12 protein-coding genes are annotated in these 12,738 nt (G+C 71.2%); 6 read left to right on the top strand and 6 right to left on the bottom strand.

Annotated elements, in window-relative coordinates; translation table 11 throughout:
- Positions 1-115: 115 nt before the first annotated feature.
- Positions 116-385, bottom strand: a complete 270-nt coding sequence (locus FS532_RS14940) for a hypothetical protein (protein ID WP_144756031.1) — start codon at positions 383-385, stop codon at positions 116-118.
- Between the two features lie 11 nt (positions 386-396).
- Positions 397-1,539 carry an inorganic phosphate transporter gene (locus FS532_RS14935; RefSeq protein WP_144756029.1) on the bottom strand — a complete coding sequence of 381 codons (1,143 nt, stop codon included), beginning with the start codon at positions 1,537-1,539 and terminating at the stop codon, positions 397-399.
- A gap of 87 nt (positions 1,540-1,626) precedes the next feature.
- Here FS532_RS14935 and FS532_RS14930 point away from each other — a divergent pair, with 87 nt between their 5' ends.
- The 3 genes from FS532_RS14930 to FS532_RS14920 all read left to right on the top strand — a co-directional run bounded on the left by FS532_RS14930 (position 1,627) and on the right by FS532_RS14920 (position 4,186).
- Positions 1,627-2,496: an alpha/beta fold hydrolase gene (locus FS532_RS14930; RefSeq protein WP_144756026.1), complete on the top strand. Its 870-nt coding sequence runs from the start codon at positions 1,627-1,629 to the stop codon at positions 2,494-2,496.
- A gap of 83 nt (positions 2,497-2,579) precedes the next feature.
- Positions 2,580-3,629, top strand: a complete 1,050-nt coding sequence (locus FS532_RS14925) for a lipoate--protein ligase family protein (protein WP_144756023.1) — start codon at positions 2,580-2,582, stop codon at positions 3,627-3,629.
- A 227-nt stretch (positions 3,630-3,856) separates the two neighbouring features.
- Positions 3,857-4,186 carry a hypothetical protein gene (locus tag FS532_RS14920; RefSeq protein WP_097180884.1) on the top strand — a complete coding sequence of 110 codons (330 nt, stop codon included), beginning with the start codon at positions 3,857-3,859 and terminating at the stop codon, positions 4,184-4,186.
- A 27-nt stretch (positions 4,187-4,213) separates the two neighbouring features.
- On the opposite strand, the gene FS532_RS14915 is transcribed toward FS532_RS14920, so the two are convergent.
- The gene (locus FS532_RS14915) at positions 4,214-4,498 is read right to left on the bottom strand and encodes a GNAT family N-acetyltransferase (RefSeq protein WP_144756020.1); all 285 of its coding nucleotides are present in this window, start codon (positions 4,496-4,498) and stop codon (positions 4,214-4,216) included.
- A gap of 72 nt (positions 4,499-4,570) precedes the next feature.
- Here FS532_RS14915 and FS532_RS14910 point away from each other — a divergent pair, with 72 nt between their 5' ends.
- On the top strand, positions 4,571-6,007 hold the full coding sequence (locus FS532_RS14910) for a hypothetical protein (RefSeq protein ID WP_144756017.1): 1,437 nt from the start codon (positions 4,571-4,573) through the stop codon (positions 6,005-6,007).
- 54 nt (positions 6,008-6,061) lie between these two features.
- Entirely contained in the window at positions 6,062-6,958 is an 897-nt protein-coding gene (locus FS532_RS14905; RefSeq protein ID WP_222122001.1) for a DNA-methyltransferase, read from the top strand.
- A 35-nt stretch (positions 6,959-6,993) separates the two neighbouring features.
- Here the strand turns inward: FS532_RS14905 and FS532_RS14900 are convergent, their stop codons facing one another.
- Positions 6,994-9,459 carry an MDR family MFS transporter gene (locus tag FS532_RS14900; RefSeq protein ID WP_144756010.1) on the bottom strand — a complete coding sequence of 822 codons (2,466 nt, stop codon included), beginning with the start codon at positions 9,457-9,459 and terminating at the stop codon, positions 6,994-6,996.
- A 126-nt stretch (positions 9,460-9,585) separates the two neighbouring features.
- On the opposite strand from FS532_RS14900, the gene FS532_RS14895 reads away from it, so the two are divergent.
- On the top strand, positions 9,586-10,323 hold the full coding sequence (locus tag FS532_RS14895) for an alpha/beta hydrolase (protein ID WP_144756007.1): 738 nt from the start codon (positions 9,586-9,588) through the stop codon (positions 10,321-10,323).
- Between the two features lie 18 nt (positions 10,324-10,341).
- Here FS532_RS14895 and FS532_RS14890 read toward each other — a convergent pair whose 3' ends face one another.
- Positions 10,342-11,586 carry a glycoside hydrolase 5 family protein gene (locus tag FS532_RS14890; RefSeq protein ID WP_144756005.1) on the bottom strand — a complete coding sequence of 415 codons (1,245 nt, stop codon included), beginning with the start codon at positions 11,584-11,586 and terminating at the stop codon, positions 10,342-10,344.
- Entirely contained in the window at positions 11,583-12,641 is a 1,059-nt protein-coding gene (locus FS532_RS14885) for a LacI family DNA-binding transcriptional regulator (protein WP_144756002.1), read from the bottom strand. The genes FS532_RS14890 and FS532_RS14885 overlap by 4 nt, the downstream gene beginning before the upstream one ends.
- Between the last annotated feature and the right edge of the window lie 97 nt (positions 12,642-12,738).

The raw sequence follows: 12,738 nt of genomic DNA, 5'->3' as shown, positions 1-12,738 counted from the left end.
CGTCGGGTCCGAGGTGCGGACTCGACGTCTTCTGCTCACTGAACGCGGGAATGCGGACTGGAGGCGCGGGGTGCGTAAGCGGGTCTGCTTGCGTGGGTCGCGCCTCCAGTGCGCGTCAGTGGAACTGGGGGATCGTCAGCCAGATGCCCGTGAGGACCGCCGCGATGCAGACCGCGAAGCACAACCCGGCCCCCGCGAGGGCGAGCGGCGGCGTGTGCCCGGAGCGCGGCGTCTCCTCGGAGTACTGCGTGCGCTCCCCACCGGCGTCGACAGGCTGCCCGGTCCCGAGCAGCCGCAACCCGAGCGTGTAGACGAGCACCACGCCGACGGCGGCCACGAAGCCGACGCCCGCGACGGTGCCGATCGCACCGAAGTCGATGTCCATGTGCGTTCCCCTCAGTTCCCGGTGGTGGCCGGCTCGCGCTCGGCGGTGTCGGCGGTGACGTCGTCGTGGGAGATCGGCTTGCGCTTGGCGAGGCCGTAGAAGGTGAGGCCCGCGGCCAGTGCGAAGACGGCGACCAGGACGAGGCCGACCGCCGAGGTCGACGCCACCCAGGTCGCGAGCGCCCCGACGACCGCGGCTGCCGGCAGCGTGATCACCCACGCGACGACGATCCGCCCGACGACCGACCAGTGCACGTCCGCCAGCTTCTTGCCGAGCCCAGAACCGATCACCGAGCCGCTCGTGACGTGCGTCGTCGAGAGCGCGAACCCGAGGTGGGACGACACGAGGATCGTCGCGGCGGAGCTCGTCTCGGCCGCGAAGCCCTGCGGGGACTGCACGTCGGAGATCTTCTTGCCGACGGTCTGCATGATCCGCCAGCCGCCCATGTACGTCCCGAGGCCGATCGCCAGACCGCAAGCGAGGATCACCCAGAGCGCCGGGCCGCTCCCGGCGGGCTGGTAGTTCGCGGCGATCAGGGTCAGCGTGATCACACCCATGGTCTTCTGCGCGTCGTTCGTGCCGTGCGCCAGGGACACCAGCGACGCGGAGATCGTCTGCCCGTGCCGGAAGCCCGTCGCCGCACCGTGCGTGGTCGCGTTCTTCGTGATCGTGTACGCCAGGTAGGTCGCCACGAGCGCGATGACCCCGGCGATCACGGGCGAGAGCAGTGCCGGCAGCACGACCTTCGAGACGACCGTCGCCCAGTCGACCGAGTTCAGGCCGGCGCCGATGATCGACGCGCCGATCAGGCCACCGAACAGGGCGTGCGTCGACGACGACGGCAGCCCGAAGTACCACGTGGCGAGGTTCCACAGCACGGCGCCGACGAGTCCCGCGAAGATCATCACGGGGGAGATGTGGATGCCGTCCTGGCCCTCGCGGATGATGCCCTGCGAGACGGTCTTCGCGACCTCGGTGGACAGGAACGCGCCGACCACGTTGAGGACGGCGGAGATGAGCACGGCGGTGCGGGGCTTGAGAGCACCCGTGGCGACCGAGGTGGCCATGGCGTTCGCGGTGTCGTGGAACCCGTTCGTGAAGTCGAACACGAGGGCCACCACGATCACCAGCACGACGGTGACGAGGACGTCCATGCGCGAGACGGTAGGCCCGCCCCGCACCGGCTGCGTGAACGCCGGGTGAACAGGCTGGACCGGTCCCTGATCTGGGAGGATCGACAGGTGCCCACCTTCTCCGCAGCACGAGGCGATGCCTCGTTCACCGACGCGCACGGCGTCGAGATCGTCTACTCGACCTGGCGTGCGGCGCGGCCGAAGGGCATCGTGCAGATCGCGCACGGCGTCGGGGAGCACGGGCTGCGGTACGAGCCGCTCGCGCAGGACCTCGTGCGTGCCGGCTACACCGTGCACGCCAACGACCACCGCGGACACGGTCGCACCGGCCTCGCGCAGTGGGACGGCGACCACGCCAAGCTCGGTCGGCTCGGCCCCGGCGGACTCCGGGCCGCCATCGCCGCCGTCGAGCAGATGACCGCGGTCGCCAAGGAGGACACCCCGGGCGTCCCGCTCGTCCTGCTCGGGCACTCGTGGGGCTCGCTGATGGCCCAGCGGATCGTGAACACGTCGTCGGAGTCGTACGACGGGGTGGTCCTCTCCGCCACCGCGTACCGGCTGCCCGGGTGGATGAACAGCGGCGACCTCAACGCCCGGCACGCTGGCTCCGGCCCGACGAAGTTCGAGTGGCTGACCCGCGACCGGGCGGTCATCGCTGCGGTCGAGGCAGACCCGCTCGCAGTCGAGGCGGACGTCATCGGGCTGTTCGGCGTCCGGGACGCGCTGCGGCTGCTCGGGGTCCCACGTCGGGGCATCTCGCACGACCTCCCGATGCTGTTGCAGGTGGGATCCGAGGACACCCTCGGTGGCCCGCGTTCGATCGAGCGGCTCGCGCAGGCGTACCGACGACGCGGCGGGCTCTCCGACGTGTCGGTGCGGGTGTACGAGGGGGCGCGGCACGAGGTCTACAACGAGACCAACCGGGACGAGGTCGTCGCCGACCTGGTCACGTGGCTGGACCGGGTGACGGCTCGCTGACGCGACCAGGCGAACGACGGGAGGCGCGGGGTGGCGCCGCCCCGCGCCTCCCGTCCGACAGGTGGCGGGCGTAGGCTCGTCCCGTGCACGGTGAGTACAAGGTCCCGGGAGGCAAGTTGGTCGTCGTCGACCTCGAGGTCGTCGACGGAGGTGTCCAGGACTTCCGGCTCGCCGGGGACTTCTTCCTCGAGCCGGACGACGCGCTGCCCCTGATCGACGCCGCCGTGAACGGTCTGCCGGCCACGACCGACGCCGCGGGCATCGCCGCCGCCGTCCGTGCCGCCCTGCCCGAGGACGCCGTGCTGCTCGGCTTCACGCCCGAGGCCGTCGGGGTCGCCGTCCGCCGGGCGCTCTCCCGCGCGTCGACGTGGCAGGAGTACGACTGGGAGATCATCCACGAGGGACCGATCAGCCCGAACGAGCACCTCGCGCTCGACCAGGTCCTGACGGAGGAAGTGGGCGCCGGCCGCCGCGGGCCGACCCTCCGCATCTGGGAGTGGGACCAGCCGGCCGTCGTCATCGGGTCGTTCCAGTCCCTCAAGAACGAGGTCGACCCCGAGGGTGCCGCGAAGTACGGCGTCGAGGTCGTCCGTCGGATCTCCGGCGGCGGCGCGATGTTCATGGACGCCGGCGCGATCATCTCGTACTCGCTCTACGTGCCGACCGACCTCGTGCAGGGCATGACGTTCGCCGACTCCTACGCGTACCTCGACGAGTGGGTGATCGAGGCGCTGAAGTCCCTCGGCATCGAGGCGTACTACCAGCCGCTCAACGACATCACCTCGACCAAGGGGAAGATCGGTGGCGCCGCCCAGAAGCGCCTCGGCACCGGGTCACTGCTGCACCACGCCACCATGAGCTACGACATGGACGGCGAGAAGATGGTGCAGGTGCTGCGCATCGGCCGCGAGAAGATGAGCGACAAGGGGACCACCTCGGCCGCCAAGCGGGTCGACCCGCTGCGCTCACAGACCGGGCTCACCCGTGCCGAGATCATCGACCGGCTCATCGCGACGTTCACGAAGCTCTACGGGGCGCACGAGGGGCACGTCACCGCGGAGGAGCGGCGGCGCGCGCAGGAGCTCGTGGCGTCGAAGTTCGCGACGCGGGAGTGGCTCGAGCGCGTCCCCTGACGCCGCGCCCTGACGCAACGTGGTCGGCCGCCCGTGCGGTCGGGGGCACTGTGGGGTTCCGGTGGTCGGGGGCACTGTGGGGTTCCGGTGGTCGGCCGCCCGGGGAGGGGGTCCCGGACGGCCGCACCACCAGTGTGGACATCGTCCTGAAGAACCACGTGTGTGGATCACGAGAATCCTCCGCGCGGCTGATGTCCCATCCTGATCGTCCACGTAGCGTCGTGTGCGTGAACTGGTTGATCCTCCTGGGGGCGGTGGCCGCCGCGGCCGTCGTGATGTGGATCGCCGATCGCGTGGGGTGGATCGACCTGTCGAACAAGGCCACACGCAGCGGCGGATCCGGCGGCGTGATCTCGATGATGGACGAGGTGTTCGCGCCGACCCGTCACGAGACGCAAGCGGAGTACGAACGGCAGTCGCGCCTCCCGAAGGAGGCACCGACACCGGCGGACGACGACCACGACCTGCTCAGCGGCTCCGTGCTCATCAAGGTCCCCGCGGTGCGGGGTGCCGGCCGTCACGAGGCGCGGGCCGGGACGCACGACCGCAGCTACTGACGGCGGCCCCGTCAGTGCACCAGCGCGTCAGCGCGTCGTCAGTTCCTGGTAGTCCGGGTGCCGCTCGATCCACGCCGCGACGTAGCTGCACTGCGGAACGACACGGAGTGACCCGGAGCGGACGTCGTCCAGGGCGTGCTCGACGAGGATCGACGCGTGCCCACCACCGCGGTGCGCCGGGTCCACCTCGGTGTGGACGAACCGGATCTCGTCGCCGTCGACCTCGTACGCCGCGAAGCCGATCACCTCGCCGTCCTCGATGAGGGAGTACTGCCGCTTGTCGGTGTCGTTGTGGACCTCGGGTGCTGCCATGCCGACGACGGTACGCCGCACCTCCCGAAGAAGGGCCTGTGTGGTGGCTGTGGGCCCCGCTATCGTCTGATCGTGCAGCACGAGACGACCCCGCCGTTCCGCTTCCGGACGCCGCCCGGATGGCCGACACCTTCGGCCGAGTGGGTCGAACTCCACCAGGCCGCGGAGCCAGCACCGGGGTGGACACCCGCTCCGGGCATCCCGCCCGCCCCGACCGACTGGTCGTTCTGGAGCCCCGAGCCGCGGTCGTTCCGCGGTTTCCTGCCGCCGTTCGCCCGTCGCCTCCGGGTCGCGCAGTGGATCGGCCTGGGGGTGTCGCTCGTCGCGCTCGCCGCGGTGGTCATCGTGGGGGCCGTCGGCGGGCCCGCGGTGTTCGGGCTCGCGCCGCTCGTGGCCGGCCTCGCGGTGCTGGTCGTCTCGTCGTCTCGGCAGGCGGACCTGGCGTCGCGCACGGCGGCCTCGATCCGTGACGACGCCGCCGTGTGGCGGCGCACCGAACTGCCGGCCCGCGCCCGGGCGGCCTACCCGGCGCTGGACGACGCCGCGGCGGTCGCGGCGTGGGAGGCGGCGGCCTGGGGCACGGACGCCGCGCGGCCGTTCGCGGCAGCGGCGGGAGCGGCGGGAGCGGCGACAGCACACGCACACGCACACACGCCCGTGCCCGTGCATCCACACCCGCACCCGCAGGCGACGCCACTGCGCCGACGCAGCCGCGCGGTCACGGGCATCACGGCGGGTGCGGCGGCGTTCGCGCTGGTCCTCGGCGCGACCGCGGCCCTCGCCCCGGTCGTCCGCACGGTGCAGGAGCACAGCGCGGGGTCGACCCTCGCCGGCGGCGACCAGGACGACACGGGCCCCGCTCCGGACGCCACGACCCCCGGCGACACCGGCAGTGACGGCGCCGCCACGGACGAGGCTCCGTGGACCTCCGTCGACGGCACCATCACGGCGTCGTTCATCTCCGACGACGACACCTGGCAGGCGACCTGCGGAGCGACCGACTTCGCGGACGGGTGCTGGGCGTTCCAGATCGAGGGCGAGTGCGACGGCCCCGCCGTGGTCTCCGTCGGCTTCTCGGCCACCGAGGACGGCGACGACATGCGGACGGACACCCGCACGGTCCTGCTCACCTCGGGAACACCGCTCGTCCTCACCGAACAGGGGTCCGAGGACTGGGGCGGCATCCGGGACATCACCTGCTCCGCTGCCCCGAAGAGCCCGGTCGCGCTGACCCGCACCGAGCTCGACTCCGACGACGAGGACGCCGACGGCTCCTGGCCCGACGGGTGCATCGACTGGGGGTGCGCCGGGTGGGAGATCACGCCCGCTGCGGACTGCCCGTCGGCGACCGTGCAGTTCTCCGTCGACGAGGAAGCCGCGGACCTGCCCGACCCGCACGACCTCGTGGTGACGACCGCGCTGCACGCCGGTCAGCCGGTCGACGTCTGGGCGGCGGGCGCCTGGTCCTCCGACGACGACGCGACGCTCGCCCAGGTGACCTGCGGCTGAACCGGACGCCGGAAGCACCGCCGCCGGCCGCGCTCCGTGCGCCAGAATGGTCGCGTGCACAGCGGAGACGATCGCGGCCCGGACCGGGTGGTCCTCGGCGACAACCTCGACGTGCTCCCGACCCTGGCGGACGGTTCGTTCACGCTCGTCTACCTCGACCCGCCGTTCAACACCGGCCGCTACCAGCGTCGGCACGCCAGTGCAGCGGTGCGCGAGCTCCCGAGCGCCTCGGCAGCAGGTCGTCGCGAGACCGTCACCGGCTTCCGGGGCAGCACCTACGAGCGCGTCCGCGGCGACCTGATGCGCTTCGACGACCGGTTCGAGGACTACTGGTCCTTCCTCGAGCCCCGGCTGCTCGAGGCGTGGCGACTGCTCGCCGAGGACGGCACCCTCTACCTGCACCTCGACTACCGCGAGTCGCACTACGCCAAGGTCCTGCTCGACGCGCTGTTCGGCCGTGACGCCTTCCTCAACGAGATCGTCTGGGCGTACGACTTCGGCGCGAAGTCCCGTTCGCGCTGGCCCACGAAGCACGACACGATCCTGGTCTACGTGAAGGACCCGGCGCGGTACCACTTCGACTCCGAGGCCGTCGACCGCGAGCCCTACATGGCGCCCGGTCTCGTCACGGCCGAGAAGCGCGAGCGCGGCAAGCTCCCGACGGACGTCTGGTGGCACACGATCGTCTCGCCGACCGGCAAGGAGAAGACGGGCTACCCGACGCAGAAGCCCGAGGGGGTGCTGCGGCGGATCGTGCAGGCGTCCTCGCGCGAGGGCGACTGGGTCCTCGACTTCTTCGCCGGCAGCGGCACCACCGGCGCGGTCGCGCAGGCCCTCGGGCGACGGTTCGTCCTGGTCGACGACAACCCGGTCGCCGTCGACGTCATGCGCCGTCGGCTGCCGTCGGCATCCTTCGACGTCGTGGAACCGCCCGCTGCCTCCGCGATCTGACGCGGGGACGACGGGCGGTTCCGTCAGGTGGTCGCCTACTCGGCCGAGTGGCGGCCGTGCGCGTGCTCGTCCGGCCTGGAGGCGCGGCTCGGGTCCGCCGCGTCGGCTGCGGTCGGTGCCGGGGTCGCGTCGACAGGCGCCGCGGCGGCGTGGGCGGCGCGGGTCCGGATCGCGCCGGTGGTGACCGGTGGCTCGTCGACCGGCGCGGCGGCGGAGTGCGCGCCGTGCGTGGTCGCGTCCGGCAGGGGTGCACGAGTGCCCTCGATCGACACCGTGTCGATGCCCGGCTTCCCCATCCCGACCGCGGATCCGGCGGATCGGGGCTGCGACGGGACGTCCGGCGAGGTCGGGACGATCGCCATCGATCCGGTGTCCGGCGAGACGAGCGACCCGGTGCCCGCCGCAGCGTTCTGCGCGTCGACGGTGAGCCGGTCGGCATCGGCCTTGTCCGATGCCGCCTTCTCGGTGTTCGCCCGGTCGGTGTTCGCCTGCTCCTGCAGTGCGGAGACCTTGCGGAGGGGCGGCACGCGGAAGAACCAGGTCAGGACGAACGCGAGCAGGATCACCGCGAGGCCGACCCAGTACACGACGACGGCCGAGTCGCTGAACCCGACGAGGAACGGACGGGTGAGTCGCTTGTCCGCACCGTTCAGGAACGAGGTGTCGCTCGTCGACGAGCTGGAGGACGAGTTCGCCGCCGAGTCACCGCTCTTGAGCTGCTTGACCAGGGTGGGGGCGACCTCGTCGACGACGTTCTGCCGCTGGTCGGCGTTCGAGTAGTCGACCTGGAGGGTGCCGTCCACGACGTCGGCCTGCGCCTTCGACGCGGCGGTCTCGAGGGCCTGCTGCTCGGCGGCGGGCTTCGCGGCGGCGACCTGCTGGGCGATGACCGAGTCGGCCGAGGCCGCGGGGATCTGCCCGGCGGCGACTCTCTGCTGCACCGCAGCGGTGACCTGCTTGGTCACTGCTGCGTCGGCGGCCTCCTTGGCCTGCACGGCGCCCTTGTTCAGACCGTCCTGCACGTTCTGCTGGACGGGGTCGACGATCTTGTTCCAGATCTGGTCCATCACGCCCTTGTTGTCCGCGGCGTTCGCGACGGATGGCGTGAGGGCAGCGTTCAGGGCGGGCTTGAGGTCGCTCTCGTTCTGCATCGCGGTCGTGATGTTCGTCGGCATGAGCGTGAACAGGACGGACAGGAGCACGGCCGTGCCCATCGTTCCGCCGATCTGCCGGAAGAACGTGGCCGCGCTGGTGGCGACACCGATGTCCCGCGGGCTGACGGAGTTCTGCGCCGCCAGGGTCAGCGTCTGCATGAGCTGCCCGAGCCCGAGGCCGATGCCGAACATGCCGAGCATGAGGAACCACAGCGGGCGGTCGGCGGTCAGGAAGGTCAGGACGGTGAACCCGATCGCGGTGAACGCCGTACCGGTGATCGGGAACACCTGGTAGTTCCCGGTCCGCGAGATGATCTGACCCGAGGCGATCGACGAGATCATCAGGCCGAGGACCATCGGGAGCATCGCGAACCCGGACTCGGTCGGCGTGACGCCCTTCACGATCTGCAGGTACAGCGGGATGGTGAGCATCGCGCCGAACATGCCGAAGCCGACGAGGACCGAGAGCACCGCGGACATCGAGAACACCCGCGACCCGAAGAGCTTCAGCGGCAGGATCGCGTCGTCCTTCATGGCGCGCTCGACGAGGATGAACGCGATCAGGCCGGCTGCACCGATGCCGTAGCAGGCGAAGGCACCCGGAGAGCTCCAGCCCCACTCGCGACCCTGCTCGGCGATGAGCAGCAGCGGCACGAGGGTGACGATGACGAGAGTCGCGCCCCACCAGTCGATGCGCGGCTTGCCCCGGTCGCCGAACTTCGGCAGGTGCAGGAACGTCAGCACCATGAAGAGCGCGATGATGCCGATCGGCACGTTGATCAGGAACACCCAGCGCCAGCCGGAGATGAAGAGCAGTTCGCCGGACCCGGCGAAGACACCGCCGACGAGCGGGCCGATCACCGACGAGATGCCGAACACGGCGAGGAAGTACCCCTGGTACTTCGCGCGCTCGCGGGGGGCGAGCATGTCGCCCATGATCGCCAGGGGGAGCGACATCAGACCACCGGCGCCGAGGCCCTGCAGCGCGCGGAACCCGGCGAGCATGAGCATCGAGGTGGAGAACGACGCCGCGAACGACCCGACGATGAAGATGCCGATCGCGGTGAGGAACAGCGGGCGCCGGCCGAAGATGTCGGACAGCTTGCCGTAGATCGGCGTGGTGATCGTCGAGGCGATGAGGTAGCCGGTCGTCACCCAGGCCTGCTGGTCGAGGCCGTGCAGGTCGTCGCCGATCGTCCGGATCGCGGTACCGACGATCGTCTGGTCGAGGGCGCCGAGGAACATGCCGGCCATCAGGCCGTAGATGACCAGCAGGATCTGCCGGTGGCTCATCACGGCGTTCGACGACGTGGTGGGTGCCGCGGGTGCGGTCGCGGTCTGGGTCATGTGCAGGATCTCCCGAAAACTTTGCGCTGGCTGCAAAGTTACATCTGCCGCAAGGTGGCTGGTCACGCCCGGGAGGGTTCCTGAGTGGATCGGCAGCACCGGCGCCGGAACAGTAGGGTCGCGGTCATGAGCACGCCCGACGCCGTCACAGTACGCCCGAGCGTCCTACCGGGTTCCCGCCCGGCCGTCATCGTGCTGCCGGGCGGCGGGTACGAGGAGCACGGCCGGGCGAGCTCCGAACCGATGGCCGACTGGTTCGCCGGGATCGGCCTGCACGCGTTCCTGTTCCGGTACCCGCTCCGCACCCCGGACACCACCGGGCCCCTGCACCCCGCGCCGATCGACGCGACCCGTCGAGTGTTCGACTGGCTGCGCGCCGGTGCTCCGGGCGCCGGCGTGACGATCGACACCGGTCGGGTCGGGGTCGTCGGGTCGAGCGCCGGCGGACACCTGGCGGCGAGCCTGGCGAACGGCATCGACGACCCCACCCTCGACCGTCCGGACTTCTGCGTCCTGAACTACCCGGTGATCAGCATGGAGGCGCCGACCCGGCCGCGGCCCGTCGTGGGACTGCTCGGGGAGGCCCCGACCTGGCGCGAGCGTCGTGAGCTGTCGATGGAGACCCGGGTGGACGCACGGACCCCGCCGACCTTCGTGTGGACGACCGCCGACGACCGGATCGTCCGGGCGACGAACGCACTGGGGTACGCCGACGCCCTCGTCCGGAACGAGGTCGACGTCGAGGTGCACGTCTTCCCGCACGGTCGGCACGGCCTCGGGACCGCGGTGCGCGAGCCGCACACGTCGCAGTGGACGCGACTCTGCGAGAGCTGGCTGCGGTACCAGCGTGTGCTGACCGACTGAGGCGATCCGTGCCTCCAGTCAGACCGCCGCGGCCTCGACGACGCGCGTCACGCCACGTGCTGCCAGTGCCTCCGGGTCGGCCGCCGTCCGGCTGGTGACGACCGTGACCGCCTCGCCTGCTGCGCGGAGCCCGTGCCACCGGTCGAAGACCGGCCCACCCGGTGCCAGGTCCGACCGGTGCAGTGGCAGGTCGTCGCCGTCGACCTCCACGACGACGGCCGCCGTGCGCGGCGTCGGCGCCGGGGCGGCGCGGCGGGCGTCGGCGACGACCTCGGCGTAGCGGCGTCCGAGTGGCTTGACCCGGTTGTCGACGTCGAGGAGCCCCAGTGAGTACTCGAGGTCCTTGAAGTCACCGAGGTCACGCGAGACGTCGTGCGAGCACCACCACGTGACCGCGTGCAGCCGCTCGGTGGTGAGGGCTGCCGCGATCGTCCGCTCGAGGAACTCCGGCATCTCGGACTCGGCGAGGTGGCGGTCCGGTGCACCGACCTCCTGCAACCACACCGGTCGCTCGGCATCGGTCGCGAACGCGCGGGACAGCTCGATCATCCATTCGGCGTGCCGCACCGATTCGCCGGAGAGCGCCCCGTACCGACCCGCCACCCCGTTGAAGATCCACGAGTGCACGGTCGTGACGTCCCCGAGCCGGCTGGCGTGCGTCGGGACGAACGGGTGGCCGTCCCGGTACCAGAGGTGGTCGTTCTCGCTGTGCGTGACGACGTGGCGGGGGTCCTTGTCCCGCGGTGCGTCGAGCAACGACTGCAACCAGTGGGTGACCTGCGCGGTGTCGGCGGGCATCGCGGCGGGGTTCGGCGGCTGGAACTGGTTGACCTCGTTGCCGAGCGTCAGACCCGTGAAGTTCGGCCGGTCACGGACCGCGTCGTAGACGGCGGACACGAGGGCTGCCTGCGCGTCGATGGCCGGCTGGTCCGTGAACATGTTGCCGTCGTGCCAGTTCACGAGCCACGCCGGGACGAAGTCGAATCCGGACATGTGCCCCTGGATCACGTCGACACTCGCGTCCAACCCGAACTCGCCCGCCACGTCGACCACGGCGGCGACGTCGTCGAGCGCCCGGCGTCGGATCAGGGTGCGGTTCGGCTGGAGCGTCGGCCACAGCGGGAACAGCCTGACGTGGTCGAGTCCGAGCCCCGCGACCGCCTCGAGGTCGCGGCGCACGGTGTCGACGTCGACCGCCTGCCACTGGAACATCCAGTCGGTCGACGGCACGTAGTTCACGCCGAAGCGCGTGGGTATGGTCATCGGTCTCCCTCGGTCGGGGTGGCATCGGCGGGTGCTGGGCCGGTCGACCCACGGACGTGCAGGGCTCGGCCGCTCACCTCGGCGTCGGCGACGTCCTCGCCGCGGACGAGTCGTTCGACGAGTGCGACCGCGGTGCGGGCGGACTCCTCGACCGGGGCGTCCAGCGCGGTGAGCGTCGGGCGGACGATCGAGGAGACCCACGAGTCCTCCCACGCGACGACGGACAGGTCCTCCGGCACGCGGACGCCGAGTTCGGGTGCGTGTGCGATCACCTCGGCGGCGATCGCCTCGCCGTCCAGGACGATCGCGGTCGCGCCGTCGAGCCGTCCGAGCAGGTCGGCGACCGGATCCTCGCTGTGGGCGCGCCAGTCGAGCACGAGGGCGTCCACTCCGCGTCGGTCCGCCGCCGCGGTGAAGCGGGCGTCGCGGGCGCTCGTGTGCGCGAGTGTCGGCCCGTCGCCGACGCGGGCGATCCGCCGGTGGCCGAGCGCACCGAGGTGGTCGAGCAGTGCCTCGGTCGCGTCGGCGTCCCCGACGGTGACCGCGGGGATCGTGCTGCCCGGGACGGGTGCGCCGAGCATCACCGCGGGGGCGGAGAGGTGCTGCAGCAGCGAGGTGCGCGGGTCGTCGGTGCGGACGTCGACGAGCAGGAACCCGTCGACCCGCTGCTCGGTCCACCACTGTCGGTACACCTCGGCTTCGTCCTCGGCGCGCACCAGCGTCATCGAGAGTGACCAGCCGATCGCGGCGAGCGGCTCGGTGAGGCCGGCGATCAGGCGCATCGTGAACGGGTCGCGCTGGAAGGTGTCCCGCGAGCGTGCGAGCACGAGACCGAGACTCCGTCCTGCGCTGCCGGAGAGCTTCCGGCTCGCGAGGTTCGGGCGCCAGTTCAGGTCGTCGGCCGCCTTGCGGATGCGGGCCGCGGTCGCGGCGGAGACGTTCGGGCGTCCGTTGAAGACGTGCGAGACCGCCGACGTGGAGACCCCGGCGCGCTTGGCGACCTGCGCGATGGTGACGCGGCGACGGTCGACGGCGCCGGCGGTGGTGTCGCTCATGCCGTCGAGCGTAGAGGGTTGACCCATTCGTGTAAAGCGGTATACGTTGCTCGTCACCTGAAGTACACCGCTGTACCAAACGCATCGCGAACCGCTC

The organism is Curtobacterium pusillum, assembly GCF_007673235.1.
GTDB lineage: Bacteria > Actinomycetota > Actinomycetes > Actinomycetales > Microbacteriaceae > Curtobacterium > Curtobacterium pusillum_C.
Note: the sequence above shows the minus strand (reverse complement) of the source record. Positions and strands in the feature narration are given on the sequence as shown.

Coding starts and splice junctions, on each gene's coding strand:
- FS532_RS14940 (WP_144756031.1), bottom strand. CDS start 385: ATGGACATCGACTTCGGTGCGATCGGCACCGTCGCGGGCGTCGGCTTC.
- FS532_RS14935 (WP_144756029.1), bottom strand. CDS start 1,539: ATGGACGTCCTCGTCACCGTCGTGCTGGTGATCGTGGTGGCCCTCGTG.
- FS532_RS14915 (WP_144756020.1), bottom strand. CDS start 4,498: ATGGCAGCACCCGAGGTCCACAACGACACCGACAAGCGGCAGTACTCC.
- FS532_RS14900 (WP_144756010.1), bottom strand. CDS start 9,459: ATGACCCAGACCGCGACCGCACCCGCGGCACCCACCACGTCGTCGAAC.
- FS532_RS14895 (WP_144756007.1), top strand. CDS start 9,586: ATGAGCACGCCCGACGCCGTCACAGTACGCCCGAGCGTCCTACCGGGT.
- FS532_RS14890 (WP_144756005.1), bottom strand. CDS start 11,586: ATGACCATACCCACGCGCTTCGGCGTGAACTACGTGCCGTCGACCGAC.
- FS532_RS14885 (WP_144756002.1), bottom strand. CDS start 12,641: ATGAGCGACACCACCGCCGGCGCCGTCGACCGTCGCCGCGTCACCATC.